The 26,396-nt window shown below is 61.4% G+C and carries 20 protein-coding genes; 4 read left to right on the top strand and 16 right to left on the bottom strand.

Annotation, left to right across the window (positions count from 1 at the left end):
- The first annotated feature begins 82 nt into the window (after nucleotides 1-82).
- A complete protein-coding gene (locus tag FJV43_RS31205) occupies nucleotides 83-982 on the top strand; it encodes a LysR substrate-binding domain-containing protein (RefSeq protein WP_131873151.1) in 900 nt (299 codons plus the stop codon).
- Between the two features lie 177 nt (nucleotides 983-1,159).
- Here FJV43_RS31205 and FJV43_RS31200 read toward each other — a convergent pair whose 3' ends face one another.
- The 9 genes from FJV43_RS31200 to FJV43_RS31160 form a co-directional block, all read right to left on the bottom strand.
- A complete protein-coding gene (locus FJV43_RS31200) occupies nucleotides 1,160-2,650 on the bottom strand; it encodes an amidase (protein WP_239622851.1) in 1,491 nt (496 codons plus the stop codon).
- 15 nt (nucleotides 2,651-2,665) lie between these two features.
- Nucleotides 2,666-3,463, bottom strand: coding sequence for a xanthine dehydrogenase family protein subunit M (locus FJV43_RS31195; protein ID WP_239622850.1), 798 nt, complete (start codon nucleotides 3,461-3,463; stop codon nucleotides 2,666-2,668).
- A gap of 11 nt (nucleotides 3,464-3,474) precedes the next feature.
- Complete coding sequence (locus FJV43_RS31190) at nucleotides 3,475-5,862, bottom strand: xanthine dehydrogenase family protein molybdopterin-binding subunit (protein ID WP_239622849.1); 2,388 nt, start codon at nucleotides 5,860-5,862, stop codon at nucleotides 3,475-3,477.
- A gap of 2 nt (nucleotides 5,863-5,864) precedes the next feature.
- Nucleotides 5,865-6,356 carry a (2Fe-2S)-binding protein gene (locus FJV43_RS31185; RefSeq protein ID WP_197488783.1) on the bottom strand — a complete coding sequence of 164 codons (492 nt, stop codon included), beginning with the start codon at nucleotides 6,354-6,356 and terminating at the stop codon, nucleotides 5,865-5,867.
- Between the two features lie 21 nt (nucleotides 6,357-6,377).
- Complete coding sequence (locus FJV43_RS31180; RefSeq protein WP_239622848.1) at nucleotides 6,378-7,484, bottom strand: ABC transporter ATP-binding protein; 1,107 nt, start codon at nucleotides 7,482-7,484, stop codon at nucleotides 6,378-6,380.
- A gap of 2 nt (nucleotides 7,485-7,486) precedes the next feature.
- Nucleotides 7,487-8,392, bottom strand: coding sequence for an ABC transporter permease (locus FJV43_RS31175; RefSeq protein ID WP_239622847.1), 906 nt, complete (start codon nucleotides 8,390-8,392; stop codon nucleotides 7,487-7,489).
- On the bottom strand, nucleotides 8,389-9,267 hold the full coding sequence (locus FJV43_RS31170; RefSeq protein ID WP_131873139.1) for an ABC transporter permease: 879 nt from the start codon (nucleotides 9,265-9,267) through the stop codon (nucleotides 8,389-8,391). The genes FJV43_RS31175 and FJV43_RS31170 overlap by 4 nt, the downstream gene beginning before the upstream one ends.
- 83 nt (nucleotides 9,268-9,350) lie before the next feature.
- Nucleotides 9,351-10,700 carry an extracellular solute-binding protein gene (locus tag FJV43_RS31165; RefSeq protein WP_239622846.1) on the bottom strand — a complete coding sequence of 450 codons (1,350 nt, stop codon included), beginning with the start codon at nucleotides 10,698-10,700 and terminating at the stop codon, nucleotides 9,351-9,353.
- Nucleotides 10,701-10,859: 159 nt separating this feature from the next.
- Nucleotides 10,860-11,189 (bottom strand): hypothetical protein, encoded by a 330-nt coding sequence (locus FJV43_RS31160; RefSeq protein WP_239622845.1) that lies wholly within the window; start codon nucleotides 11,187-11,189, stop codon nucleotides 10,860-10,862.
- A gap of 968 nt (nucleotides 11,190-12,157) precedes the next feature.
- On the opposite strand from FJV43_RS31160, the gene FJV43_RS31155 reads away from it, so the two are divergent.
- Nucleotides 12,158-12,385 (top strand): cold-shock protein, encoded by a 228-nt coding sequence (locus FJV43_RS31155; RefSeq protein ID WP_239622844.1) that lies wholly within the window; start codon nucleotides 12,158-12,160, stop codon nucleotides 12,383-12,385.
- A 40-nt stretch (nucleotides 12,386-12,425) separates the two neighbouring features.
- Here FJV43_RS31155 and FJV43_RS31150 read toward each other — a convergent pair whose 3' ends face one another.
- The 4 genes from FJV43_RS31150 to FJV43_RS31135 all read right to left on the bottom strand — a co-directional run bounded on the left by FJV43_RS31150 (nucleotide 12,426) and on the right by FJV43_RS31135 (nucleotide 17,299).
- Nucleotides 12,426-13,193, bottom strand: coding sequence for a hypothetical protein (locus tag FJV43_RS31150; RefSeq protein WP_239622843.1), 768 nt, complete (start codon nucleotides 13,191-13,193; stop codon nucleotides 12,426-12,428).
- 389 nt (nucleotides 13,194-13,582) lie between these two features.
- A complete protein-coding gene (locus tag FJV43_RS31145) occupies nucleotides 13,583-14,791 on the bottom strand; it encodes a glycosyltransferase family 4 protein (RefSeq protein WP_239622842.1) in 1,209 nt (402 codons plus the stop codon).
- 17 nt (nucleotides 14,792-14,808) lie between these two features.
- Entirely contained in the window at nucleotides 14,809-15,942 is a 1,134-nt protein-coding gene (locus FJV43_RS31140) for a radical SAM protein (RefSeq protein ID WP_239622841.1), read from the bottom strand.
- A 1-nt stretch (nucleotide 15,943) separates the two neighbouring features.
- Entirely contained in the window at nucleotides 15,944-17,299 is a 1,356-nt protein-coding gene (locus FJV43_RS31135; protein ID WP_239622840.1) for a glycosyltransferase family 4 protein, read from the bottom strand.
- 346 nt (nucleotides 17,300-17,645) lie between these two features.
- Here FJV43_RS31135 and FJV43_RS31130 point away from each other — a divergent pair, with 346 nt between their 5' ends.
- Nucleotides 17,646-19,787, top strand: coding sequence for a type I secretion system permease/ATPase (locus tag FJV43_RS31130; RefSeq protein ID WP_239622839.1), 2,142 nt, complete (start codon nucleotides 17,646-17,648; stop codon nucleotides 19,785-19,787).
- Nucleotides 19,788-19,856: 69 nt separating this feature from the next.
- On the top strand, nucleotides 19,857-21,890 hold the full coding sequence (locus FJV43_RS31125; protein WP_239622838.1) for an HlyD family type I secretion periplasmic adaptor subunit: 2,034 nt from the start codon (nucleotides 19,857-19,859) through the stop codon (nucleotides 21,888-21,890).
- A 645-nt stretch (nucleotides 21,891-22,535) separates the two neighbouring features.
- Here the strand turns inward: FJV43_RS31125 and FJV43_RS31120 are convergent.
- The 3 genes from FJV43_RS31120 to FJV43_RS31110 form a co-directional block, all read right to left on the bottom strand.
- Nucleotides 22,536-23,897, bottom strand: a complete 1,362-nt coding sequence (locus FJV43_RS31120) for a DUF4910 domain-containing protein (RefSeq protein WP_345946108.1) — start codon at nucleotides 23,895-23,897, stop codon at nucleotides 22,536-22,538.
- 27 nt (nucleotides 23,898-23,924) lie between these two features.
- Entirely contained in the window at nucleotides 23,925-25,097 is a 1,173-nt protein-coding gene (locus tag FJV43_RS31115) for a class I SAM-dependent methyltransferase (RefSeq protein WP_239629689.1), read from the bottom strand.
- Nucleotides 25,098-25,329: 232 nt separating this feature from the next.
- Nucleotides 25,330-25,911 (bottom strand): dTDP-4-dehydrorhamnose 3,5-epimerase family protein, encoded by a 582-nt coding sequence (locus FJV43_RS31110; RefSeq protein WP_239622837.1) that lies wholly within the window; start codon nucleotides 25,909-25,911, stop codon nucleotides 25,330-25,332.
- Nucleotides 25,912-26,396 lie beyond the last annotated feature (485 nt).

Below are 26,396 nucleotides of genomic sequence, written 5' to 3'. Positions count from 1 at the left end.
CGCATTCCGACAAGACCGTCATCGACAAGCTCGCGAGAGGTAGCACGGAACTTGCATAAATTCTGGGCGACATGGACGCCGCATGAACCTCATCAGTCTCGACATCCGCATGCTCCGGTCGCTGATCTCGGTGGTCGAGACCGGCAGCATCACCGAGACCGCGCGCCGGCTTGGCCGCACCCAGCCGGCGATCACCCTTCAGTTGCAGCGGCTGGAGGAGCTGACCGGCAAGCAGCTGTTCGAGCATGGCGGCCGGCGGCTGACGCTGACTGACGACGGCACCACCGTCCTCACCTACGCCAAATCCATCCTGAGGTTGCATGACGAGCTGATCTCGCAGCTGGCGTCACAGGAGATCGAGGGCCAGGTCGTGCTCGGCACGCCCGATCTCTACGCCGCGTTCATGCTGCCGCAGATCCTCAGCGTGTTCCGGAAATCCTTTCCGCGCGTGCAGGTGGAGCTCAACTGCGCCCTTTCGACGCCGCTGGTCGGCCTCGTCAAGCGCGGCGATGTCGACATCGCGCTCGTCACCCGCATGAACGATTTCACCGGCGGCCAGGTGGTTCGCCGAGAGCAACTGGTGTGGATGACCGGCGAGCAATCCGCCGCGCATCAGGAACGTCCGATCCCGCTCGCGCTATTGCCGCCGGGCAACATCTATCGCGACTACGCCATCGATACGCTGGAACGCGCAAACCTGCGCTGGCGCATCGCCTGTGTCAGCGAAAGCGTCGGCGGCCTTCAGGCCGCGGCCTTCGCAGGCATGGCGGTTACCGTGCTCGGGCGCAGCGCGCTGGTGCCGGCGATGCGCGAGATCGGGCCGAACGAAGGCCTTCCACCGCTGCCGAAGATCGAGCTGCTGCTCTACAAGTCGAGCGGCGCGACCTCGAAAGCAGCAACCGCCCTGCACGACTACCTCGCGCACTATCTGCGCCTGGACGAAGAGCTCAGCGGCAGGGGTATGCCGATCGAGCTGTCCTGAGACGACAAGATTGCGCGCGTCCCGCGCTCTCCCACAAAAAGTGGGAAAACAACCCCATGCACAGTAGGCGGAGCTAGTCGGATCAAGGACTTACGCGGGCAGCAAAGAGGCCATCCACTGGCGGCAGCGTGGTTTGACATGTCGGGCAAAACAGCAGCAGGATCCCACCATGGCCCGTCACGCCTTGGTACGCGCTCGGTCCAATTCACGTAAAGCCAGCGGCGGCCAGAACCTGGCCCAGGGTTGCGCCTGCTCGAAGGCGGCGGCGATGCGGAAGATCGTGGGTTCGTCGAGCCAGGGCGCGACGATCTGGAGACCGACCGGCAGGCCGTCGCGGTCGAAACCGCAGGGCAACGTCGCCGCCGGCAGGCCGGCAAGGTTGATCGGCCAGGTGAAGGGCGACCAGCCGAGATGCGAGTCGACCTTGCGGCCGTCGATCGTATCGACACCGATCCGCCCGGCCTCGAACGCGGTCACCGCGACCGTCGGCGTCACCAGCGCATCGACACGCTCGAACAGCTTTACGAACGCGTTGCGCGCCTGGCCGCGGCGGTAGCCGGCCTCGATGTAGTCCGTGCCGCTGAAACGCCGGCCGGCCGTGACGACATCACGGTAGTCGGCCTCCGAGCTTGCGAGATCGGCAGCGGTCTTGGTCGCCACCGCCGCCGCCTGCTCGGTGAAGGCGATCGGCTTCAGCGTGTGCTCCAAAATGCCGGGATCGAGGCCAGGACCGTCCAGGGTGATCTGCGCACCGCAACCGTCGAGAACGGCCAGCGCTTTACTGAACGCGGCCCGCACATCCGGGCTGACAGCGGCGTAGCCGAGATCGGCGCTGGCGCCGATGCGAATGCCATCCAACGGCGCCGCGTTGGTGTCGAAGCGGCGTGGCGACACCGGCAGGCTCGCGGGGTCGCGCAGATCGTAAGCAGCGATGATCTCCAAGGTGAGCGCGGCATCCGCGACAGTGCGCGTGATCGGCCCGGTATGGGCGAGCGAAGCCCAGGACGGCGGCGAAAAGCCCGGCGAGCGCGGCACCAGGCCGAAGGTCGGTTTCAGCCCGACCACGCCACAGAAGGACGACGGCACGCGGATCGAGCCGACGCCATCGGTGCCGATCGCGATCGGCCCGCAACCGGCGGCAACACCGGCTGCTGCGCCGCCGCTCGACCCGCCGCTGGTGCGGCCGGGATTCCAGGGATTCCGCGTCGTGCCGGTGACCGGGCTGTCGGCCGTCAATTTGTAGCCGGACTCGCAGGTGGTGGTCTTGCAGGTGATGATCGCGCCGGACGCCTTCAGCGCCGAGACCACGGCGGCATCGACGTTGGGCACGAACGCCTTGTTCATCGGCGAGCCGGCATAGGCTGGCACGTCCGCGACGAAGACAAGATCCTTGATCGTAACTGGCACACCGGCAAGCGGCCCCTTGGCCTCGCCCGCACTCATATCCCTGGTGAGCCGATCGGCCTCGGCCCTCGCCTGCTCGTACATCGGCGTCACCACCGCATTGCAGGCCTCGTTCGTCGCCTGAAGCGCAGCGATGGTGTCGTCGACCACATCGCGCGGGGTGAACGCCTTGCGCCGGTAGCCGGCCATGATCTCGGCAACAGAGAGCGCACCAAGGCCAGTCGGCGCCGGCGGGAAGGCCGTTCGGCCGGAACCATCAGTCATCATCAATCCTAAAGATTAGCTGAGCGCCGCGTCGACGGCGCGCTTGGCCATGACCGTGACGAGATGCGCCCGGTAATCGGCTTCGGCATGAATGTCGGAGGTCAGACCGTCCGTATCGATCTTGATCGCAGCGATGGCCGAGGGATCGAAATTGGACGACAGCGCGGCCTCCATCGGCGGCACGCGAAAAACGCCAGGACCGGCGCCCGTCACGGCGACGCGGACACCATCGGCGAATTTGGCGACGAACACGCCGACCAGCGCATAGCGGGAGGCTGGCGCCTTGAATTTGGCGTAGCCTGCCTTGAGCGGCACCGGGAAGCGGATCGCGGTAATGATCTCGCCCGGTTGAAGTGCCGTCTCGAAGAGCCCAAGAAAGAACTCGTCGGCAGCGATCTCACGCGTGCTGGTGATGACAGTCGCGCCGAGACCGAGCACTCCGGCGGGATAGTCAGCCGCGGGATCGTTGTTGGCGACCGAGCCGCCGATGGTGCCGCGGCTGCGCACCGCCGGATCGCCTATCATCGAGGCCAGCGCGGCGAGCCCCGGGATTTTCGTCTGGACCAGCTTGGAGGCGGCGACCACCGCATGCGGGGTCATTGCGCCAATCGTAATCGTCGCGCCGCCATCGGTGATGCCCTTCAGCGACCCGAGCTTCGACAGATCGACCAGCGCAGGCGGATTGGCCAGCCGTTGCTTCAGCGTCGGAATCAGCGTCATGCCGCCCGCAACGAGCTTGCTGTCCTCGATCGAGGTCAGAAGCTTGGCCGCATCGGGAATCTGGTCAGGCTGGTGATAGGCAAACGGCTTCATTGTTGTCCTCCCTATTCCGCGGCGACCGGCAGCGACGCGTTCTGCAACAGGCGCCAGATCCGGTTCGGCGTGGCCGGCATGTCGACATGGGTGACGCCGAGATGCGAGAGCGCGTCGACGACCGCGTTGATGACCGCCGCCGGCGAGCCGATGGTGCCGACCTCACCGCACCCCTTCACGCCCATCGGCGTATGCGTGCACAGGGTGGAATGGGTCGCCACCTTCATCATCGGCAGATGATCGGCGCGCGGCATGCAGTAGTCCATCAGCGAGCCCGACAGCAATTGCCCTGAACCTTCGTCGTAGACCGCGTTCTCGAACAGCGCCTGGCCGACGCCCTGCACGATGCCGCCGTGCAACTGCCCTTCGACGATCATCGGGTTGATCACCGTGCCGACGTCGTCCACCGCGGTATAGTTGATCAGCGTCACCGTGCCCGTCTCCGGATCGACCTCGACCTCGGCGATGTGGCAGCCGCCGGGATAGGTGAAGTTGACGGGATCGTAGTAGGCCTGCTCCTCCAGCCCCGGCTCCAGCACTTCCAGCGGATAATTGTGCGGCACATAGGCAGCGCCAGCGATCTCCTCGAAGGTCTTGCTGCGGTCCGTGCCCGCGACCGAGAACTTTCCTGCCTCGAACTGGATGTCGACCTCGGCCGCCTCGAGCAGATGGGACGCGATCTTCTTGCCCTTGGCGATCACCTTGTCGGTCGCCTTCGACAATGCGGCGCCGCCGACCACGAGGGAGCGCGAGCCATAGGTGCCCATGCCGAACTGCACCCGATCGGTATCGCCGAACACGATGTCGACATTCTCGAAGGCAACGCCGAGTTTTTCCGAGACGATCTGCGCAAAGGTCGTCTCGTGGCCCTGGCCGTGATTGTGGGTGCCGATCATGACCGTGACCTGGCCGGTCGGATGCACGCGCACCGTGGCGCTCTCGTAGAGGCCGCCGCGCGCGCCGAGCCTCCCCGCGAAGCGCGACGGCGCAAGGCCGCAGGCCTCGACATAAGTTGAGTAACCGAGCCCACGGAACTTGCCCTTGCTGGCGGAAGCCGCCTTGCGTATGCCGAAATTCTTGACGTCGGCGGCGACCAGCGCGCCGTCGAGACATCCCATGGGATCGCCGGAATCGTACTGCACCAATACCGGCGTCTGGTACGGATAGGCCTCCTTCGGGATCATGTTGCGACGGCGGATCTCGACACGGTCGATCCCCATCTCGCTGGCTGCGACATCGACGATGCGCTCCAGCACGAACGTCGCCTCGGGCCGGCCAGCGCCCCGATAAGCGTCAACCGGCACGGTGTTGGTGAAGACCACCTTCACGTTGCAGTAGATCGCGGGCGTGGTGTAGACGCCGCCAAGAAGCGGCCCATAGAGATTGGTCGGGATGTTGGGCCCGAAGGTCGAGAGATAGCCGCCCATATTGGCGAGCGTGTTGACGCGGAAGGCGAGGAATTTTCCGGTCTCGTCGAGCGCAAGCTCGGCCTCCGTGACATGGTCGCGGCCGTGACGGTCGGAAACATAGCCCTCCGAGCGGCTCGCCACCCATTTCACTGGCCGCCTGACGCGCTTGGCGGCCCAGGTGATCACGGCCTCCTCGCCGTAATGGAACTGCTTGACGCCGAACCCGCCGCCGACATCCGGCGCCACCACGCGCAGCTTGTGCTGCGGGATGTTCAGCACCAAGGCACCCATCAGGAAGCGCACGACATGCGGGAACTGGCTTGTGGTCCACAGCGTGAAGCGATCGGTGCCCGGCTCGTATTCGGCGATCGCCGCGCGCGGTTCCATGGGGTTGCCGATCAGGCGGTTATTGACCAGGCTGAGCTTTGCGACATGCGCAGCCTTCTTGAACGCGGTCTCGACCGCGGCCCTGTCCCCGAGCTCCCAGTCGCAACAGATGTTGTTCGGAACATCGTCGAAAAGCTGCGGCGCATTCGGCCTGATCGCCTCGAGCACACCAACCACGGAGGGCAACACCTCGTAGTCGATCTTCAACAGCTCGGCCCCGACATTCGCCTGCTCCGGCGTCTCGGCGACGACGAAGGCCACCATGTCGCCGACGAAGCGCACCTTGCCCTGCGCCAGCATCGGGAACGGCGGCTCCTTCATCGGAATGCCCTTGGCATCCGAGATGCCCCAACCGCAGGGCAACGAGCCGAGCCCATCGGCCTTGACGTCGTCGCCGGTCAGCACGGCGATGACGCCGGGCGCAGCCAGCGCCGCGCTCTTGTCGACACCACGCAGCACCGCATGCCCGTGCGGCGAGCGCACGAACACGCCTGCGGCCGTGCCGGGGCGCTTGATGTCGGAGACGTAATTGCCGCGGCCAGTGAGAAAGCGCTGGTCCTCTTTCCGCTTCGGCGCGGCGCCAATGCCGATCACATTGCCCATGGTCACTCTCCCTTGGCGGCGTTCATGGCGGCAGCGCCGGCCATCACGGAAACCACGATGTTCTGGTAGCCGGTGCAGCGGCAGATGTTGCCTTCGAGGCCGTGACGGACGTCGGCCTCGGTCAAATCAGGCTTCTCGGCAGCCAGCGCTACCGCCGTCATCAGCATGCCCGGCGTACAGAAGCCGCATTGCAGGCCGTGATGCTCGCGAAACGCCTCCTGCATCGGATGCATCAGGTTCGAGCCCGGCGCGCCTTGCAGGCCTTCGATGGTCAGCAGCGTCGCGCCGTCGAGCGCGGGCGCCAGCAGCGTGCAGCTCTTCACCGGCAGGCCGTCGAGATGCACCACGCAGGCGCCACATTGGCTGGTGTCGCAGCCGATATGGGTGCCGGTCAGGTTGAGCTGCTCGCGCAGCAGCTCGGCGACGAGCGTCGCCGGTTCGACATCCACGGTGGTGGGGCGGCCGTTGAGGGTAAAGGATATCTGCACGGTCATGCTCCTGTGCGCGACGGGTCTTCAGGCGAGTGGCAACGCGCTGCCGGCGGCCCATGTGGCCATCACGACATCGCCTACGGCGAAGGGATCTGCGAAGAAGGTCTTCTCCGGCACGTAGGCGACGAACTCGTCGTCCGGCACCGTGTCGAGCATGACCTTGACGAAATAGCCCTGGTATTCGATCGCGAGCACGCGGCTCGGCAGTGAAGTTGTGCAACCCGGAGGCAAGTCTCTGCCGGGCCGGACCAGCGCGACGTCGTCGCGGCGCACAGCGATATCGACCTTGTCGCCGACGCTGACGGCCGAGCGTGGCCGCAACGGCACCTCGATGCCATCAGGCGCTGCCTGCGCGAGCGTGAAGCTCGCGCCGTTGACCTTCTCGACGCGGCCCGACAACACGTTCTGGCCGCCCATGAATTCGGCGACATAGCGATCGTGCGGATGCGCGTAGACGTCGCGCGCCGGGCCCGCCTGCTTGATCCTGCCCTGCTCCATCACGACGACGAGGTCGGCCAGCGCAATCGCCTCGAGCTGGGTATGGGTGACGTGGATGAAGGTGATGCCGAGCTCCTGCTGCATCCGCCGCAGCTCCTGGCGCATCTGGACGCGGAGCTGCTCGTCGAGCGCGGACAGCGGCTCGTCGAGCAGCAGCACCCGCGGCTCGGTGATCGCGGCCCGCGCCAGCGCCACACGCTGCTGCTGGCCGCCGGAAAGCTGGGCCGGCAAGCGGTCGGCGAACTGCGTCAGCCTGACCTTCTCAATCATGGCATCCGCTGCGCGCAGCCGATCGGACTTGGACTGGCCGCGCACGCGAAGTGCAAAGGCAATGTTCTCCCGCACGGTCAGATGCGGGAACAGCGCGTAAGACTGAAACATCATCGCGGTGCGCCGTTGCACCGGCGCAAGACCGACGACGTTCTGGCCACCGATCACGATCTCGCCGGCGGTCGGGTCGTCATGGCCTGCGATCATGCGCAGGATCGTGGTCTTGCCACAGCCGGACGGGCCGATGAAGCAGCAATAGGCGCCGTCCGCGATCTTCAGATTGACGCCGTCGACCACGTAGGTCGCACCGTCAAAGCTCTTGCAGACGCCCGCCAGTTCGATATCGCCGCGATCGCTCTTCATTCCTAACCCTTTGTCGCGCTCCCGCGCCTTTTCTGGATCAGCACGATGGTGCCGAGGCTCGCACCGATGACGACGAAGGAGACGATGGTGGTCACCGTGCCGAGCGCGTAGAGCGAGGGCGAGGTGACGTTCAGCGTCATGCTCCAGATTTCCAGCGGCAGCGTGTTCAGCGAGCCTGCCGTCTGCAGGCTGCGCGCAAACTCGTCGTAGGACAGCGTGAAGCCGAACAGCGCAACCGCGACGAGACCGGGCGCCAGCACCGGGATCATCACCAGCCGGATCGACTGCCAACGGCTGGCGCCGAGATCGTACGCCGCCTCCTCCCAGACGTGGTTGAAGCGCGACATCACCGCGAACATCACGAGCACGCCGAACGGCAACGTCCAGGACAGCTGCGCGCCCAGTGCCGACGTGTACCAGCTCGCATTCAGCCCGAGCGCCTGGAACAAAAGTCCCGTCCCGAGACCGAGCACGAGGCCGGGTGCGACCAGGCTGCCGATCATCATGTAGAAGACAAAGGTGTCGCCGCGAAATCGCTTGCGAAAGCCGAGGCCGGCGAGGAACGACACCACCACAGTGATGATGGTGACGATGACCGCAAGCTTGATCGAGCGGTCGAAAGACCCCATGACGTCGCCTGTCCGCACCTGCGTGAAGAGGTCGACGAACCAGTGCAGCGAATGACCCTTCATCGGAAACACAAGTCCGCCGCGGATGTCCTGGAACGAGAGGATGTAGATGCAGAACATTGGGCCGTAGAGCGCGATGACATAGAAGGCGAACAGCGTCGCCAGCACGTAGAACGTCCAGGGCCGGCCGCCCTTGCTCGGCGCGATCGCTTTGGTCGTCGCGGGCGCGACCGTCTTCGACACGTCGGACTTTGGCGTGTCGGCGAGAACCGCGCTCATCGCGTGATCTCCTGCCGGATATCCACGGTGCGGAGGATCAGCGAGACGATCGCGACCAGCACCAGCGTCAGCAGCACGGCACTGGCCGCCGCAGTCGGATATTGCAGCACGCCCACGTCCTCGTAGAAGGCGCTGACCACCGACGCCGATCCGCCGCCGGACATCACCTTGACCACGAAGAAGTCGCCCATCACGATCGAGACCACGAAGATGGTGCCGAGCGCGATGCCGCTCTTGGACATCGGCACCACGACCAGGCGCATGATGTCGAAACGGCTGGCGCCGGCGTCGATCGCGGCCTCGATCAGCTTCTTGTCGATCCGCGCCATGGAATTGAAGATCGGCACGATCATGAAGATCGTGAGCTGATGGACATAGGCGATCACCACCGCGAGATCGGAGAACAGCAGCACCTCCAGCGGCTGACGGATCACGCCCATTCCAAGCAGCGCCTGGTTGATCAGGCCTTCCTTGCCCAGGAGCGGAATCCAGGAAATCATCCGGATGATGTTCGAGGTCCAGAACGGCACTGTGCACAAGAGGAACAGGCCGATCGCGAGCAACTGGTTACGGACGTGGAACACCAGGAAGTAAGCGACGAAAAAGCCGATGATCAACGTGAAGATCCAGGTCAGGACCGTGAACTTGATCGTCGCCAGATACAGCTTCAGCGTCAGCGCCGAATGCAGGACCTCGACGTAGCTTGCCAGCGTGAAGCCCGGTGTCAGCCCGCCAAAGCCGTCGGTGGCGAAGAAGCTCGCCGCCAGCACCACCAGGATCGGCGCAACGAAGAACGGCACGAGCACCAGGACAAGCGGCGCGACATAGAGCCAGCCGGCGAGATTTGCGCGTGGCGGAGTTTGACTGGACTGCATAGCGGCAAACGCCTCGAAGTCGGTCTTCTCGCACCGGCGCGTGACGGCGCCGGCGCATCGCTTCAGGTCGGGGAAAGCAGGTTTCAGGCCACCTTGAAGTCGTTCCAGCGCTTGTTCATGTACGCCGCTTCGTCCATCAGCGTGTTCCAGCACGAGATGTTCTTGACGCGATCGAGGAACGAGCCGCCGTCACGCTTGGTGCCGGCCTTCTCCATCGGCACACCGTAGGGATCGTTGACCACCTCCGGCGCCGGCTGCCCCTCGTACCAGAACGCCCATTCGGCCGGGGTCAGGAATTTCTTCGCGGTCGAGGGCACCGGGCTGTAATAGCCGTAGCGCGCGACGAAGCCGCCCTGCCAGCCGGACAGGTACCAGTTGAGATATTCATAGGCCGCATCGAGCTTCTTGCCGGAGAGATGCTTCATCAGGCCCATGCCGTTGCACCAGCCCCGATAGCCTTCCTTGCCGTTCTTGACGTTGACCGGCGCGTAGACGCAGGGAATTTCCTTGACGCGCACCGCCGCGACCGCCGGCGACCACATCGACTGGATGACCACTTCCCCCGCAGCCATGAGCTGCACCGACTGGTCGAAGGTGGTCCAGGTCGCACGGAACTGGCCCTGCTTCTTCAGCTCGATCAGCTTGTTGCAGGTGAAGTCGATCTCCTCCTTGGTCATGTTGCCCTTGTTGCCGTACTTGATCAGTCCGGCGCTTTCGAAGCAGAGCGCGGCGTCCATGATGCCGATCGCGGGCACGTCGAGGATCGCGGCCTTGCCCTTGAACTTGGGATCGATCAGGTCCTTCCACTCGGTCACCTCGTGGCCGACGAGGTCGGGACGATAGCCGATGGAATCGGCGTTGTAGACTTGCGGCAGGAAGGTCGCCCACTCGGTGACGCCGTCGTGCAGATCGGTGGAATCGGGCTTGGCGATATACATGGCCTCATAGGGCGAGATGCCCTGGCGCGGGATCTTGTGGCCATCGATCTCGCCCTTGGTGAAGATCGGCAGGATGTTGTCGAACTCCTTGATCTTCTTGACCTGAATGCCCTGGATCACGCCGCGCTTGGCGGCGAGCTTGGCCTGCCAGCCTTCGAGGTCGGCGATGTCCACCGTATTAGGCTGGCTAATGAAGCGGTTGATGGCGGCGGAGGTATCGAGGTTCTGCATCGTCACCTTGAAGCCGAGATCCTTGGCGGCCTGGTCGCCTATCGCCTTCACCACCGAATAGGAGACGCCGACGTGGCGGAGCTCGATGTCCTTGATCTCCTGCGCCCAGATGGTCGGGAAGCCGCGGATCGCGTCCGAGCCGACGGCCGCGCCTGCGACCGCTGCGGCACTCTTCAACAGGCTGCGGCGGCTCAGTTTTCTTACTTCCGCCGGCTCCGCTTCGGCCTGGTTGGCACCAACATTCCCCTTGTCCCTGTCAAGCATGGCAACCCTCGTTGGTTACGATGAGCGGCCGCAACGATCTTCAGCGATCCCTGCGGATGTGATCAATTGCGCTTGAGGCTATTGACGGGATTTCGCGAAGTAAAATTGGAAGTAAATATTCGCGACATAAGCGCGCCTAATGGCTCAACTCTCTGCATTTCATTCCAGCACGCAGCTTACGAAGGCGGCAGGCAGGCAAACCGCGTCGAGCCCCGCTCGGCTGTCATCTCGCGGACCATCCAGATCCTTCAGCACGCGAGTGATCGTCGCCGCCACCGGCTTCATCTGCGAGAAGGCGAGCGCGCTCGCAGCGAGCAGCGCAAGATGCACCGATACGACTTTGTCTGCACTGTCAAAGCTTGCTGCTCTCGCCCCATCGCGACAACGGCGCAATTTGCGCCGACACCGACCGAACGGATTCTCGGTGAACACGCCGCTCAGCGACGCGGGAGGGCGGAACCGATCGCGCACAAATCGGCGATCATTCACACAGGAGAATTTTCCTGCGCCGGCAACGGTTCCTGATCATCGCGAAGTCGACATTGCCCTCGCAGCGCCATCGCACGTAGGCTATCGACGCCGGCGGCCATCCTGCAACTTGACGGTGATCAGATTCCGCACCGCCTTGTTCCGATAGCTTCCTTCGCGCAAGGCAGTCCGGGAGCATCGGGAATAGTGCGAGGGCACCTCCTGAGCCGCCGGAGCAAACAGCAAAGACGCAGCCGCGAGGAGTTGCGCAACCGAGATCTGCTGCGCTGCCCCTTCGGCAAACGCCCTCTCAACCGCCTGAAAAGGAGCGAGACAGTGTCGTCCCTGCAGACCAACAAGCAGAAGCTTGCTCCGCCATGGAGCCATCACGAAATCGAGCAGGTGAGGTTGCTCATCTTGGAAGGGAAGAGCTTGTACGCTGTCTCGCGACGTCTTGGACGAACGCCACAAGCGGTGAGAAAAATTGCCAGCAGGCTGAAGCTCCCGCTCCGATCTTTTCATCTCATGAGCTGATTTCCGTCTCAATGTCCGCCACTGACTGACACTTCTCTCAAGCGCACAGTTGCGGACCGCCCTCGCCCCGCCGGTTGCGCCGGTGAGGTATGCTGAGAGGCCCTCCATATTCTCTTTTGAATTTACCTGACCCATTGGAACGCAATCAATTTTCAATGAGTTTGCATCCAAGAGCGAGATGCGGCGTAGCCCTCTGGGTTATCGGCCGACGCAATGTATTGAGGCGCTTGCGCCCACAGCGTAGGCAAACCAGAAGGCGCGTTGCGCATCAGCGCAGGATATTCGCACGGCAGGGCTCGGCATATTGAGAATGTGAGGATACGAGCTTTCGACGCAGAGTTCCGGTTGTGCGCGGCATTTTGCAGCACCGGCTCAATCCAGATGAACGAAGCTCAGCCCCTCCCCCGACTAAGGCGTAGCAGCGGTTGAAGCAAGCAGAGGCCTGGGCTCGACGTATGGCTAACGGATTCGTAGTCTGGTTCAACAAGTTCAAGGGCTACGGCTTCATAAGGCCCGACGGCGGAGGCAAGGACATATTCGTTCATATGTCCGCCGTCGAAGAAGCTGGGCTGCCAACGCTCATCGAAGGGCAAAGAGTGAGCTACGAACTCGTTTCCGTCGCGGACAGGGTAACGGCCAGTCGCCTGCGAGTCGGAACCCATGAAGCCAAATCTGAAGGATGAATGGAGCTTTCGTATTATCGAAAGTTCGAACTTCTTCGTGTCACTTTCGGGGCTGGATGTTCTCGATCATGTCGTTGTAACGACCAATGAGGTCGACCAGCTCGGCCCCGTGGCGCGACAAGAAACAAGCAATGCTGGAACCAACGATTCGTATCGTCGCGTCGATCTGTTCCAATAGATCGCGCCGCGCAGCGTCACAATACTCGGCAACGACTACGTCAGTCGACAACTCGCTTGCAATCCTCATGGTCGCCGACGCTGACGCTCCAGGTTGCGGCATGACTTCGAACCAGCGATCTGCCCGTGCGCTCCGCTCAACCGCTTCAGGAGAGCCATCAGCAACGTCCCTTTCGACGTCGATAGAAAGCAACTCTAACGTTTCGTTGTGAAGGCGATCAAGCTCGGTCCTGGAACGATCGAACATGCTGCTCAGCTGCGTGAGCTGAAGCCACGCGAGCCTCAAATGTTGATATGGCGATAACTGGTTATGGATCCAGGGATAGTCGCCGGCAACAACGCGACAAACAATCAGATCGCCGTATACGGTCCGCAGATTGAGGAGCGCTGCAAGCTCTGCTTTCAGGCGCTGATGAACGGTCAAGATCCCCCCTCTCATCCGCTCGGGCACGAACTCGAACGACGGATCGGACTGGCGCATCAGCTCTTCACCGGCCAGTTCGATGATCGAAACGATCCGCTCGTCAATCTCACCGGGCGTTAGCCCATCCACCCTGTTCATTTTCACATATTCCAGCAACGCCCGGCGCTTCGACACCTGACCAGCATCATCGGGCCTGCGAATCCCCAACGCGGAGCCTCTCAGGGTCCAACGGCTTTCGGAAGCCCCAATCTATGTCTATTATTTAGGCAATGGAAGAAATCCAGCTCGTGCCGGGGGCCGGTCGAGCGATCGGATCCGGTCGCAGAGCTGGTGGCTCGCCAGGATTTCGATCGCGGGCAGCGGGCTTTGGACGCCGGCCCATCGATCGTGACCGGCACTATCGCCAATAGTTGGGACGGTAACAAAAGGCCGGGATCTCAGCAACGAGAACGAGGCCGCCCGGCCTGAAATCAGGCTCCGAGCAGCCGCCACAATCCTCTGCGCCGCCAGCCCGGGCGCGGCGTCACTTCAGCCGGACAGCGCAAGGCGCGCACCAGTATGCTGCCAGACTTGTCGACGAGGTCGCTGGCAGGAGCTCAATTGTTGGCGGGCCTGCCGTATACCGATTGTCGCGACCTTGCGCTGCTGCCGGCCCAGCCTGCGCGCGACAGATTGCCCTGCTGCCGCTTGCGGCCGAGCAGGTCATCGTAAATCTCCAGCGTGCGCAATGCGATATCGGACCAATCGTACCGCACCGCACTCTCGCGGCGTACGATTTCGCGTTCGGTTGCACTCGGACGCGTCTTCGTCAGCGCCAACAGCTTCGCACCCAATTCCTCGCAATCACCGACATGGAAGATGTGCTCGGGATCAGCCACCACCTCCAGGTTGGGTGCGATATCACTTACCAGCACCGGCAATCCATAGCTGAGCGCTTCGAGCAGCACGATCGGCAGCCCCTCATGCGACGACGGCAGGACGAACAGCGCGGCGTGGGCGTAGAGTTGTCGCAAGCCATCGCCGGTCTGGAATCCGGCCATGACGACGTTCTGGTGGCCGGCCGCTTCCCTAGCCAGCTGATCCGCGTACTCGTTCCGGTGGTCGATCTTTCCAACTATGGCGAGCTTCCATCCGGGCAGCGCGGTCGCCAGGAATGCGCGCAACAGATCGAGTTGTCGCTTCTCGGGAACAAGCCGGCCGACCGTCAATACGTATCGTCCCGGCTCCAATCCCAGCTCGACCACCTTCTCGCTTTGCTGTGGCATGTCCGAGAATACCACGCCATTCGGCACCACCTCGCAGGGTTTGCCATATTTGGACATGACAAGCTCGCCGATGCTGCGGCTGACCGCGATGCGCTTGCTGGCGTAGCGCATTCCGAGAGCTTCGCCGGTCCTCAGCACCGTGCGCGCCGCCCAGCCCCATTTCTCCCTGTTGTAGTCCTCGCCATGATGCGTGACGACGACCCGCAGGCCGACGGCACGAAGCAATGGCGTTACGATTGCAGGCCCAATGCCATGGATATGGACCAATGCCGGACGCCGAACCATTGCAACAATTGCGCAGACCACGGAATGGAGCAGAGTCTCGAGGTACTTGTTGCTCAGAGTCCACAGCCGCAGTACCCGCACGCCCCTCCACACCTTGGGGACGTCCGACGCAACATAGGGCGACCGCATGCAGACGGTAACCCGTCTGCCGAGCTCCACCACCCTTGGTGCAAGATTCTCTGCGTGTGTCTCGATACCACCCTGAATTTGAGGGAAGCCACGGAAGCCGAACATGTAGATCTCACGCCTGCTCATCTGGACTTCCTTCCAATCTAATTGTTCATAAAGGTTCGCAACGGGTAATGCTCGTCCGGCGTCACGCGGCCCTTGACCAGCCGGGCCTTGACGGTCTTGTTCAAGAACGACGTTCGCTCGACGTGCGGCGACGGGCGCACGTCGGAATAATTGATGTAACTATCAAAGCATATGCTCTTGCCCATCGAGACCTTGAGCTTGTTCTTGAGGACCCACAGCAGCGGCTCGCTCTTCGGAAACTGAGGGACCAGGTTGGATCGCATCGCGGTCCGCGCGGTGGTCACCATCCAGCAGTTCTGTTCACAGCCCGCGACCTTCTTCCGTGTCTGCTGAGCGACGTCGCTGTTCATGATCTCGTCCCACGATTGCCGCGCAAGATTTCCCATCGGCAGATCCGAGCGGACGTTGCAGGCCCAGACGTCCGACCAGGGGTCGATAAAAGCGAAATCCTTGCCCGCGCTGCATGGGATCAGCCGATCATGACCAAGAATCTTCTCGATCAGGCCAAGGTTCAGGTAGGCCCGAAACCAGTTCTTTGGCTTCGGACTACGCAGCATCGCCGAAATGAGCCCCTCGACCTTCCGGGCCACTGCCTTCCGGTCGTAGAAGTAATTGTCGTTCTTGTAGAACTGCCACGCATTGTGGAGCGTCGACGTCGCCAGCTCGAATCCCTCCTTGCGAGCGAACTCGTAGACATTGACGAGCTGATCGACGTTTTCGTCCTGGATGACCATGGCGAAGCCAAGGTCGGTGCCCCCTGCCTCGCGCAGCATACGAAGCCCGGCGATCTTGGTGTAGTAACCGTCCTTCTCGCCGCGAATTCTGTCGCTCGTCTCCTGATCGCCCTCGAGCGAGAAGCGCACCTTGATGTTGGGGTGCTTCTTGATGATCGGAACGAGGCGCTCAGGATGCAGCCCGTTCGACGATATCTCCGTCACTCTTGCCTTCGGATAGAGAAGATCGATGATCTCTCCGAGGTCCTTGCGAAGCGTCGGCTCTCCACCCGACACGTTCAGATTGTCGAAGCCCGACGGAAGCTTCGACAGCGTGGCCAGCGACACCTCTTCCTTCGGCTCGGTTGGATTTTGCCAGATGTAGCACATCTGACACTTGGAGTTGCAGCGGAACGTCGAAATGACGGTGAGGTCCATTTTATGATCCAACTTTCCTATGTAAGCCAGCTGTTGCAATCAGATTCTCGTACAACGAGAACAATGCCGAGCCATGATCTTCGAGCGAGTACTCGTCCTCGACAATTCTCCGTGCGTTGCGACCGAACGCTTCGCGCCGGCTGCGATCGAGGAGAAGATCGCTGACTTTTTCGGAGAGTTGAGACGCATTGCCAGGATCGAACAGCAGACCTGTCGTCCCTTCCCTGACCATCTCGGGAATTCCGCCAATGCGCGAAGCAATGATCGGCTTACCGTGCGCCATCGCCTCGAGGATCGAGAGCGGGCTGTTCTCGTGCCAGACCGAAGGCACCACGATCACCCCGGCTTCGCTGATCGTTCGTTCAAGGTCGCTGCCCGTAAGGTGCCCCCTGAACTCTACCGCCGGGTACTTCCGCCGAAACTCATCAAGAAGCGGTCCAGTGCCGGCGACCACCAACCGCCAGGCACCCTGAGCTGCGGCATGGGCTTTAAGGAGATCCTCGACGCCCTTCTCGGGTGACAAGCGACCAAGATACAGCGCGTATTCATCGTCGCCGACGGACGTTTCGATACGCGATGCATCTATCCCATTGGGAATATGAATCACCTTGGCCGCACCGAACCTGCGGACGATGGCTTCATACATGAACCTGCTCGGCGCAATGAACTTTTCGACGCGATGATAGCTTCCGAGCAGCGCGTGATAGCGCGCCTCCGCCCAAAGCAGAGCGCTGCGCCCGAGAGACCCGTCGGCGCAGCGGCGCGCGAGAATCGTCTCGAACGCGCCATCCCCGCATCTCGTACAGACCTGCCCGTTGCTAAGCTGCGTGTATACGGGGCACACCGGTTTGTAGTCGTGGAGTGTGAGAACGACGGGAACCCCCATATCCGCGGCCGCCGTGACGATTGAGGGGGTCAGCTGGTGATAGATATTGTGACAGTGCAGTACATCCGGCTTCTGATCTCGGATGAGGCGCCTGATCTGCGAGACAGCTTCGGATGAATGAATGAAGGACAGCGCCGATCTCAGCTTTTCGCGCCTGGATGATGCGCGATACGATTTCTGCGAAACGAAATACGATTGGAAGCGTGATGGAATATTTCGATCGTCATTCATGGAGAACTCGATGACGTCGACATTCCGCCTGCGCATCAACTCCATCTCGTCGAACATCACGACTTCGGAGCCGCCGTTACGAAAGAAGAACTTGTTCGCGAACAACACTTTCAGAGCGCGTCGACCCGATCCGTCAGTCCGTTCTCGTCTCCAAGACGGAACCTGTGTCTCCGGACCCAGCCGCGAGCGCGCCACCGAAACAGCGACATCGTCGGTGAGATCGAACGAAGGCTCCGTCATCGCCGCGGTCCTCGTCTGGAGATCGAAACAGGCCGCGCTGCAAGGCGGACACCAACGCCTGCAGAATGGTGTTCGGCGGGGCGGTGCAAGGCTGATCTCGTTGCAACTACAACCATCAGCAGGATGATAGGCGGCCGCTATGCGCCGATATTGACGGCCGTCAACTTGGTACCGGTGCGCGGCCTAGGATAGAGATGGCCCTTTTCGAGTCGGAATGCTGCCCAATTCTGCGGATACCGGCTGCGTCTGGGACGCGCTCGAGCGTCAAAACGACATATCTTCATGATCAGCGAGAACTGCACCGTGACTGCCGGAGCGCAACTGCTCGATACCATGCGGAGCGCGGATGCCCGAGCACCTTGAGCCAACTGGCGCAGCCCCCGATCAGGGGTTGATCGCGTTGGTCATGATGCTCCGATTTAACGGCCTTGCCGTGGATCCCGAGCGCATCCGTCATCAATTCGGGACTATTATCAGGGTCGCCGAGGTTCTCCGCTGTGCCAAGGAGCTCGGCTTGAAGGCCCGTGTCGTCAGGACCAATTGGACTAGGCTTTCCCGTCTACCGATGCCCGCGCTCGCCATCCTTCGTGAGGACAGATTTCTCATCTTCGGAAAGGCAACCGACGAGCGGGTCATCGCGCTGGAGCCGGGTCGTCCACAACCGGTCATGATGTCGCGGATGGAACTCGAAGCCATCTGGGACGGCGCGGTCATTCTGATGACGCGTCGAGCTTCTCTTTCCGATCTTGCGCGGCGTTTCGACATAACGTGGTTTCTCGGCGCAATTCGAAAATACCGACGACTGCTCCTCGAAGTCCTTGCGGCCTCGTTCTGCCTTCAGCTGTTTGCCCTCGTATCACCGCTCTTCTTCCAGGTGGTTATCGACAAGGTTCTCGTGCATCGCAGCATGAGCACGCTGGACGTACTCGCCATCGGCCTCGTCGCGACCGCGCTGTTTGAAACGATCCTTGGAATTCTGCGCACCTACCTTTTCTCTCATACCACCAACCGCATCGACGTCGAACTCGGCGCTCGGCTGTTCCGTCACCTGTTGGCGTTGCCGATCGGCTACTTCCAGGCACGGCGGGTGGGTGACTCCGTCGCGCGGGTCAGGGAACTCGAAAATATCCGCAACTTCCTGACGAGCTCGGCTCTGACCTTGATCATCGACCTGTCCTTTTCGGTTGTCTTCATTGCCGTTCTGGTCTTCTACTCGCCGACGCTAGCCTTGATCGTTCTCGCCTCGCTTCCGGTCTATGTCGCGATTTCTGCCGGAGCGACGCCTTTGTTCCAGCGGCGGCTCGACGAAAAATTCCAGCTGGGTGCGGAGAACCAGGCCTTTCTCGTTGAGAGCGTCACCGCCATGGAAACGCTCAAGGCGATGGCCGTGGAGCCTCAGATGCAACGTCGCTGGGAGCAACAGCTGGCCGGGTACGTCGCGGCGAGCTTTCGTGTCATCAGCCTGGCGAACGTATCCAGCCAATCGGTCCAACTTGTGAACAAACTGGTCAGCGTGGCCATCCTCTATTTCGGCGCCCGGTTCGTCATGTCCGGCGATCTTACCGTCGGCGAATTGGTTGCCTTCAATCTGATCTCCGGTCGCATCAGCGCTCCGGTCCTTCGATTGGCTCAAACCTGGCAGGATTTTCACCAAGCGAGGCTCTCGATCGCGCGCCTCGGCGACATCCTCAATACAGAACCGGAGCCTGTCTACAGCCCCGGAAAAATGGCGCTGAGTACCATCCGAGGCGATATTGCGTTCGAACAGGTGACCTTTCGCTACCGCATCGATGGGCCCGAGATCCTTCGAGATGTGCAGCTGCACATTCCGGCAAGGCAGGTCATTGGAATAGTGGGCTCCTCGGGATCGGGAAAGAGCACTTTGGCCAAACTGGTGCAGCGCCTGTATATCCCGGAGCGAGGCCGGGTTCTGGTCGATGGGATCGACCTGACTCAGGTGGACCCCGCCTGGTTACGCCGACAGATCGGTGTGGTTCTCCAGGACAGCGTCCTCTTCAACTGTTCGATCAGGGACAATATCGCTTTCGCGGATCCCGCGACATCGACGGAGCGTGTAATTGAAGCAGCCACGATGGCCGGTGCGCACAATTTCATTCTACAACTACCGAACGGATACGACACGGTCGTCGGAGAACGCGGGAGCAGCCTGTCCGGCGGACAGCGTCAGCGCATTGCGATCGCACGCGCGCTCGTGACCGATCCCCGGATCCTGATCTTTGACGAGGCGACCAGCGCACTCGACTATGAGAGTGAGCACATCGTTCAACAGAACATGGCAAAAATCGTACAGGGCCGCACCGTACTCATCATCGCGCATCGGCTATCGGCCTTGCGAATGGCCGACCGGATCATCACGATTGAAGAAGGCCGCCTGGTCGAGGATGGTCCTCATCAGGATCTGGTCAAGCGCGGAGGACGTTATTCAAAGCTCTACCGCCTACAGTCGGGCTTCCATGACCTTACATAGTCCGCATTTCGCGAGCGCCGAGACCAACAGGCGCCACGATGGAGCTCACATCAGCATCGACGAGGCCGCATGAAACAAACAACCGCAAGAACGTTCGACGATCCGGGGTTGTTTGTGTTCGACCTCCTGCTCCGACTGCGTGGTGTCGACAGCAGCCTCGACCATATTCGCCAGCGCTTCAATCAAGCGCCTATCGATGTCCCGGAGATGCTCGCCTACGCGAAAGAGCTTGATCTTTCCGCAAGCTGTGCCCTGACCGATTGGGATGGACTGTCGACATCGACCTTACCTGGCATCCTGCCGATTCGCGGCGGAGGCTTTCTCTTGCTTGGAAGGGTGCATGGCCACGAGGCTGTGGTGATGACCTCTGGCGCCGAAAGGCCGTCTATCATTTCAAGACACGAGCTCGAGGCCAATTGGGACGGGCGACTGGTCGTGGTCGCCCAACGACGCGCCGTCACCGTTCGGCTCCTGCGCTTCTCGCGATACTGCCTGGAGTTCATTCGGCGTGCAAAGGAACGCTCCCTGATCGTCGGGGCACGACTGGCTGGTATGCTTTCGTCTCTCGCCGATCGCGCGCCGGCAATGTCCAAGCAGCAGTCGGCCGCGCCGACGGAGCCTCCCCGGAATGCGAACAGCGGGAGCGCTGTCATTGTATTCGCGGATCACGCACGCAAGCTCGGACGCGCCGTCGCGGGGCTGACACCTTCCCGCGGGTCTCATCCGAGCGAAGCACTCGCATTCCTCCCAGCAGCGCTCGAAATCGTCGAGAGCCCTCCTTCGCCGATTGGACGTACCATCGTCATCAGCATCGCGGCCGGCTTCGTTGTCGCCTTGCTGTGGGCCAGCCTTGGCACCATCGACATTGTTGCTGTCGCTCCGGGCAAGATCATCCCGAGCGATCGAACCAAGACCATTCAGCCATTCGAGACCGCCGTTGTGCGTGCAATTTACGTTCAGGACGGCCAGACCGTCAGGGCCGGAGAGCGCTTGATCGATCTGGATGCGACCATTACGGCCGCAGAACTGAACCGCCTCAAGAGCGACCTGACGAGTGCGCAGCTCGACGCCGCCCGTTTGACGGCGTTGCTGTCAAACAAGACTGATCCAGCTTCGGCGTTCAACCCGCCACCGTCGACCACACCTGCCCTGACCGAGATGCATCGTCGCTTTCTCGTCAGCCAGAACACCGAGCAGGCCGCCAAGATTGCCGCGATTGATCGCCAGATCTCGCAAAGGGAAGCTGAACGAGCCACTTCCAGGGCGTCGATCGACAAGCTGAAGGCTACAATCGGCCCGCTCCAGCAGCGCGTCGAGATACGCGAGCAGCTGTACCAGAAGGAACTCGGATCCAAGCTGCAGTATTTGACGGAGTACCAGGAGCTGGTCGGCCAACGGCAGGAAATACTCGTTCAGCAAAGCCGTTTTAGCGAAGCGGATGCCGCCATCGCGGTCCTGGTGGAGACCCGCAACAAAACCATTGCCGAGTACGAACGCGCATTGTTCGAGGAGCTCGCAAAGGCGGAACAGAAAGCTGCCGGCCTGAGCCAGGACGTCATCAAGGCCGAACGGCACACCGGCCTACAAAATCTGACGGCACCGATCGACGGCATAGTACAGCAGCTCGCCGTTCACACTGTTGGCGGTGTGGTCACTCCGGCGCAACCAATCATGATGATCGTTCCAATCGACAGCAATCTCGAAGTCGAGGCCATGATCTCGAACCAGGATATCGGCTTCGTCGAGGCAGGCCAGGACGCGGCCATAAAGATCGACACCTTCAATTTTACCAGGTACGGACTGCTACATGGCAAGGTCCTTAACATCTCCCAGGACGCCATTCCGCGCAACAAGCCACCGGAGAACAATAACGCGAAGTCCTTCGGTGCCGGGACAGCAAGCAGCGAACCCATTGGACAGGAGCTTGTCTACGCGGCGCGGGTGTCGCTCGACCGCAGTTACATGAACATCGAGAACAAGCGTGTCAGCCTTTCTCCCGGCATGGCCGCCACCGTCGAGATCAAGTCTGGATCGCGCAGTGTCATCAGCTATCTCTTGTCACCGATCATGCGGTACAAACAGGAGAGCATGCGGGAGCGGTAGCATGCGAGCACTATGCAAGCGCATTGGCTGCCGAGCCGGTAATGAGCGCCGCCCTTTGGATCACGAGCTCTCGCTGGTCCGGGAATGCTCAGATCCGACGTGCTGGCGAGCAACCTCCAGCGGACGCCCTCGTCACCCCTTCAGCAGTCTCAACCTCTATCGGCGACGAAACACCACCCGCCCTGACGAAACTAAAGCAGCTTTAGGTTCAATCGATCGCCGCGGGCCGTTCACCTCCCGCTCGCGGGAGAGGTCGGCGCAAAGCGCCGGGAGAGGGCTTGCTCCTCTCGGAGATTGTCCCATCTGGGATACACCCTCTCCCCAGCCCTCTCCCGCTGGCGCAGGGCAATCGCATATGGTGCGCACGGTGCGGCGGCATCGGCACTAGGCTCCCTCCCCCGCTTGCGGGGGAGGGTTGGGGAGAGGGTGTATCCGCGCTGAGATTATTGAGATTAACTGAGGACGTCCCTGCGTAGCGAGAGCCCTCACCCGCCGCGCTCTGCGAGCGCGTCGGCCTCTCCCGCAAGCGGGAGAGGCGGAGCAAAGCCAGCGGACAATCCCCGTGAAATCCATATGCGATTGCCCTGCCCGCTGGCGGGAGAGGGAGGGCACCGCCGTCGATGCAATCAAGCATCCAGGCGCGCTTTAGCTTGTCAGACCGGGCTCGGCTTGCTTGATGAGACCAGCCCGGCTGAGCGCGGCGGCGGCTTTCTTGATCACCTCCCAGGGCAATTTGGATCGTTCGGCGATGTCGAGAAGTGAATGATCCCCGTCCGACATGTTCAGGATCCACAGCAGCCCCATCTGGAAGTCTCCGGCCGCGAGCCCGCCCAATCCACCATAAAGGCCATAGTTGCCCAATTTTGGCTCGCAGAACGGCTTTTCGTTCCGAAAGCAGGCGTTGTTCTCGATGACATCGATCGCCGCTATCGCCTTCGCTAGAGTATCGTACAGCGCAGCAGGGCGAACGAAGTCCAGATTATCGGCAGAGCTGTGATACTCCGCGAACTGACCGAAGGGCGTTCGCATCACGGTCCCAACCGGCAGGTTAAAGCCAGGCGAGCAATATTGCCGCTCATCGTAGCCGTAAGGTGAGAACTCCTGAATTTCGTGCGGTTGGCCGCTCTGCTCAAGCACGTAGGACCAGGCACGATCAATCTCTGCGTTGCCGCGGCGGCTCCTTTTGTAGGTCATCGCCCCCGAATCGCCGACGCAGGTCAACACAAATCCGTGCTTCACCCGACCGACATGAGCCTGGTTGAGCGCCAACCAGGTGATCGCTCCGATAGTGCCCGGTATGAAGACGAAGCGATAGGTATACCTGAGCTCCATCCTCCGCAGATACTGCGCCAGCGCGGTTGCGACCGCGATCCCGGACAGGTTGTCATTGCAGAGCGACGGATGGCAGATATGGCAGGAGATCAGCACCTCGTCCGAGGTCCGGCCGAGCAATCTCAAATCCCCATACGTCAGATGGCCTGCGGCAAGATCCGCATCGACACAGACCTCGTATTCGCCGTCGGGCATTGCCAATAGTTGATTGTGCGGAAGACAGAAGCCCCAGGTCTTCTGGTAGTAGCTTGTCCGATAGGGGATCCAGTCCGGCTTTTCCGGGTCCGAGTAGAGGTGAGGCCTAAGCTCGTCGAGCGTCATGCGCGCCCTCACCGGGACGCTGTAACCAAGAAGGTGCAGGTTCGACTTCTTGAAGTCGATCACGCGCTCGCCGGCGCTGTTCTTGACGTATGCATCACGCACGTTCCACTCCGGTGGAACGGTCCAATCGAATACCTGCAGGCCGGACGGTACTTCGCACGTGGTAAGCGGGATATAGTTTCGGATGAGATCGATCGTTCTTCGGGTCCCCGCTCCCGTTATGCTGCGGGAGATGGGATACATCTCTGCAATGAACTCGTGGAGTGCACGTCCGGTCTTGTCCGCCGACAGGTCAACGGCCGCGTCACTCTCCCTGAGATCCGCGAGGTCTGCATGCCTTGCGATATCATCCATGCGCCCTCTCCCTCGGATCCAATGGGCTCAATCCACGATCCTGGGCTCGGGAATCGGCACTACGAACTGAGCTCCCCAGCTGCGGGCGAACGACAACTGGCTGACGATCTCCCGCTTCAGGTTCCAGGGTAGAATGAGTATGTAGTCCGGCTTCGTCACGTTGATGCGTTCAGGCTCGAAAATTGGAATGTGAGATCCCGGCAGCAACGACCCCTGCTTGTGCGGGTTTCGGTCGACCGTATACTCAATGAGGTCCGCGGTAATGCCGCAGTAGTTCAAGAGAGTGTTGCCCTTGGCAGGGGCGCCGTACCCGACGACGCGCTTGCCCTGTCGCTTTGCCTCTTCAAGAAACGACAGAAGCTTCTGCCTGGTTTCCAAGGCGCGCTCTTCGAACGCGTCGTAATGATCAAGATTGGCGTATCCGGCGTCGATTTCGCGACGCCTGAGGTCCAGGACGCGATGGGAGATCGGATGCCATCCCTTGTTGGCGTGCTGCGCATAGATTCGCAACGAACCACCATGGGTCGGCAACTCTTCGACATCAAACAACGTCAAGCCATGTGCCGCAAAGATCTTCTCGACGGCGATGAACGAGAAGTATGAAAAATGCTCGTGATAGATCGTGTCGATCTGACATTCGTCGAACAGACGCATCAGATGGGGGAATTCCATCGTGATAACCCCCGCATCGGCGAGAAGAAGGCTCATGCCTTTGACGAAGTCGTTCAAGTTCGGCACGTGAGCCAGGACATTATTTCCAATCAAGAGATCAGCGCGCAGCCCCTCGCGTCGCAAGGTACGGGCTGCGCGTTCGCCGAAGAATTCCACACGCGTCGGAATGCCCTTCGCGCGCGCCACGGCAGCGACGTTCTGAGCCGGCTCGATGCCTAGAACCGGCACATCGGCCTCGACAAAGTACTGCAGCAGGTAGCCGTCGTTGCTTGCGATCTCGACGACCTTGCTGTGCGCCCCGATACCGAATCTGTCGATGACTCGAGTGACGTAGGACTTGACATGCTGCAGCCATGAATCGCTGTAGGATGAAAAGTAGGCATAGTCTCCGAAGATATTCTCCGGCGCCTCCCATTCCTCGAGCTGGACAAGGAAGCACTCTCCGCAGACGTAAGCCCGCAAGGGAAAGAAGCGCTCGTCCTGCTTGGCTTGCTCGTTCCGAAGATAGGAATTTGCCAACGGAGACATTCCGAGATCGATAAACACACGTTCAAGAGGCGCACTGCAGAAACGACAGCAGCTCAACTCAGTTGCATGCGCGGTTGGTGCCTTGACGTTGAGGGTGGATGTCGCTTCCTTCAGCATTCTATGGCTCCTGCCGTGGCAATCTGTGAAGTCGCCGACACGCTAACGCTGGTCGGGCCAGAGCAATTGACGGTCGTCAAGTCACGTTTGGCTTTTGCGAACGTGGAGCCCTCACCTACGACCTGTTGTGGACTGCGACGTTCATGCGGGCCTTCAGCTCGTCCCCGATATTGCTGTGAGGCTTCCATGCCCTGTCACGATCCGAGAGCACGCGCACCTCCGCCGGCCAGGATATCCCAAGCGACGGATCATCATGCGGCAACCCGCCCTCCGCGCCTGGCGTGTAGTAATTGCTGATCAGGTAGATCAACTCCGTATCGTCAGTGAGCGTGACGAAGCCATGCGCGAAGCGCTCCGGAATGTAGAGCCCGCGGCCATTGTCCGCGGAGAGATTAACGATGACATGTCGCAGGTAGGTTGCCGATTCCGGCCGCAGGTCGACGATCACGTCGGCCACGGCCCCCTTGGTGCATCGGACATACTTGTTTTCCGCCGCGGGCGGATACTGAAAATGCAGGCCCCGCAGGGTACCGCGTTTTGCGTTGTAGCTGATACTTGCCTGCGCGACGACAGGCTTGAGGCCATGCGCCAGGAACGTGTCGGCGCAGAACACCCGAGCGAAGTATCCTCGGTTGTCCTGATGCCTGTCTATCTCCACGGTGTAGGCGCCCGCGAGGATTGTTTCGGAAAATATCATGCGGTGAATGAGATGGCTGGGCTGCTACAGGAACACGATCCAACAAAGTTTGACGGCAAGCCACAGCAGGGCTAGGTCCCACGCAACGACGCTAACCAGCGCAACTGCGATACCGAGGACGGGCCAGTCGAGAGCCCGGCTCGCAGCTTTCGCGGCCCTGAACTGGGTTGCATAGCTTGCGGTCCTGAGTCGATCGAATTCAGACATTGCCCGCTCAATCTGTGACGTGACCTCACGGCACCCTAGCCAGACCGTGGCTCGATAACCTGACGAAGCTCAATAACGGCGGGCTATGCTACGGTGGCATCCAAACGATGCTGTGGGCAGCGGGTGATGCCCCCGCCCCGGCCGCTGCGTCCGTCCAGCCAGGCGCTGCCAAAGGGTCGAGTATTCTTGTGCGTCGCCCGAACGCACCTGCAGCAATTCGAAAGATCGCCTGGAATCCTGGTCACCGCTGATAGCAAAGTTGAGAACCCTCAACTTCG

This window comes from Bradyrhizobium sp. I71, assembly GCF_022354745.1.
GTDB lineage: Bacteria > Pseudomonadota > Alphaproteobacteria > Rhizobiales > Xanthobacteraceae > Bradyrhizobium > Bradyrhizobium liaoningense.
The sequence above is the reverse complement of the archived record's forward strand: the minus strand, read 5'-3'. Positions and strand labels throughout refer to the sequence as shown.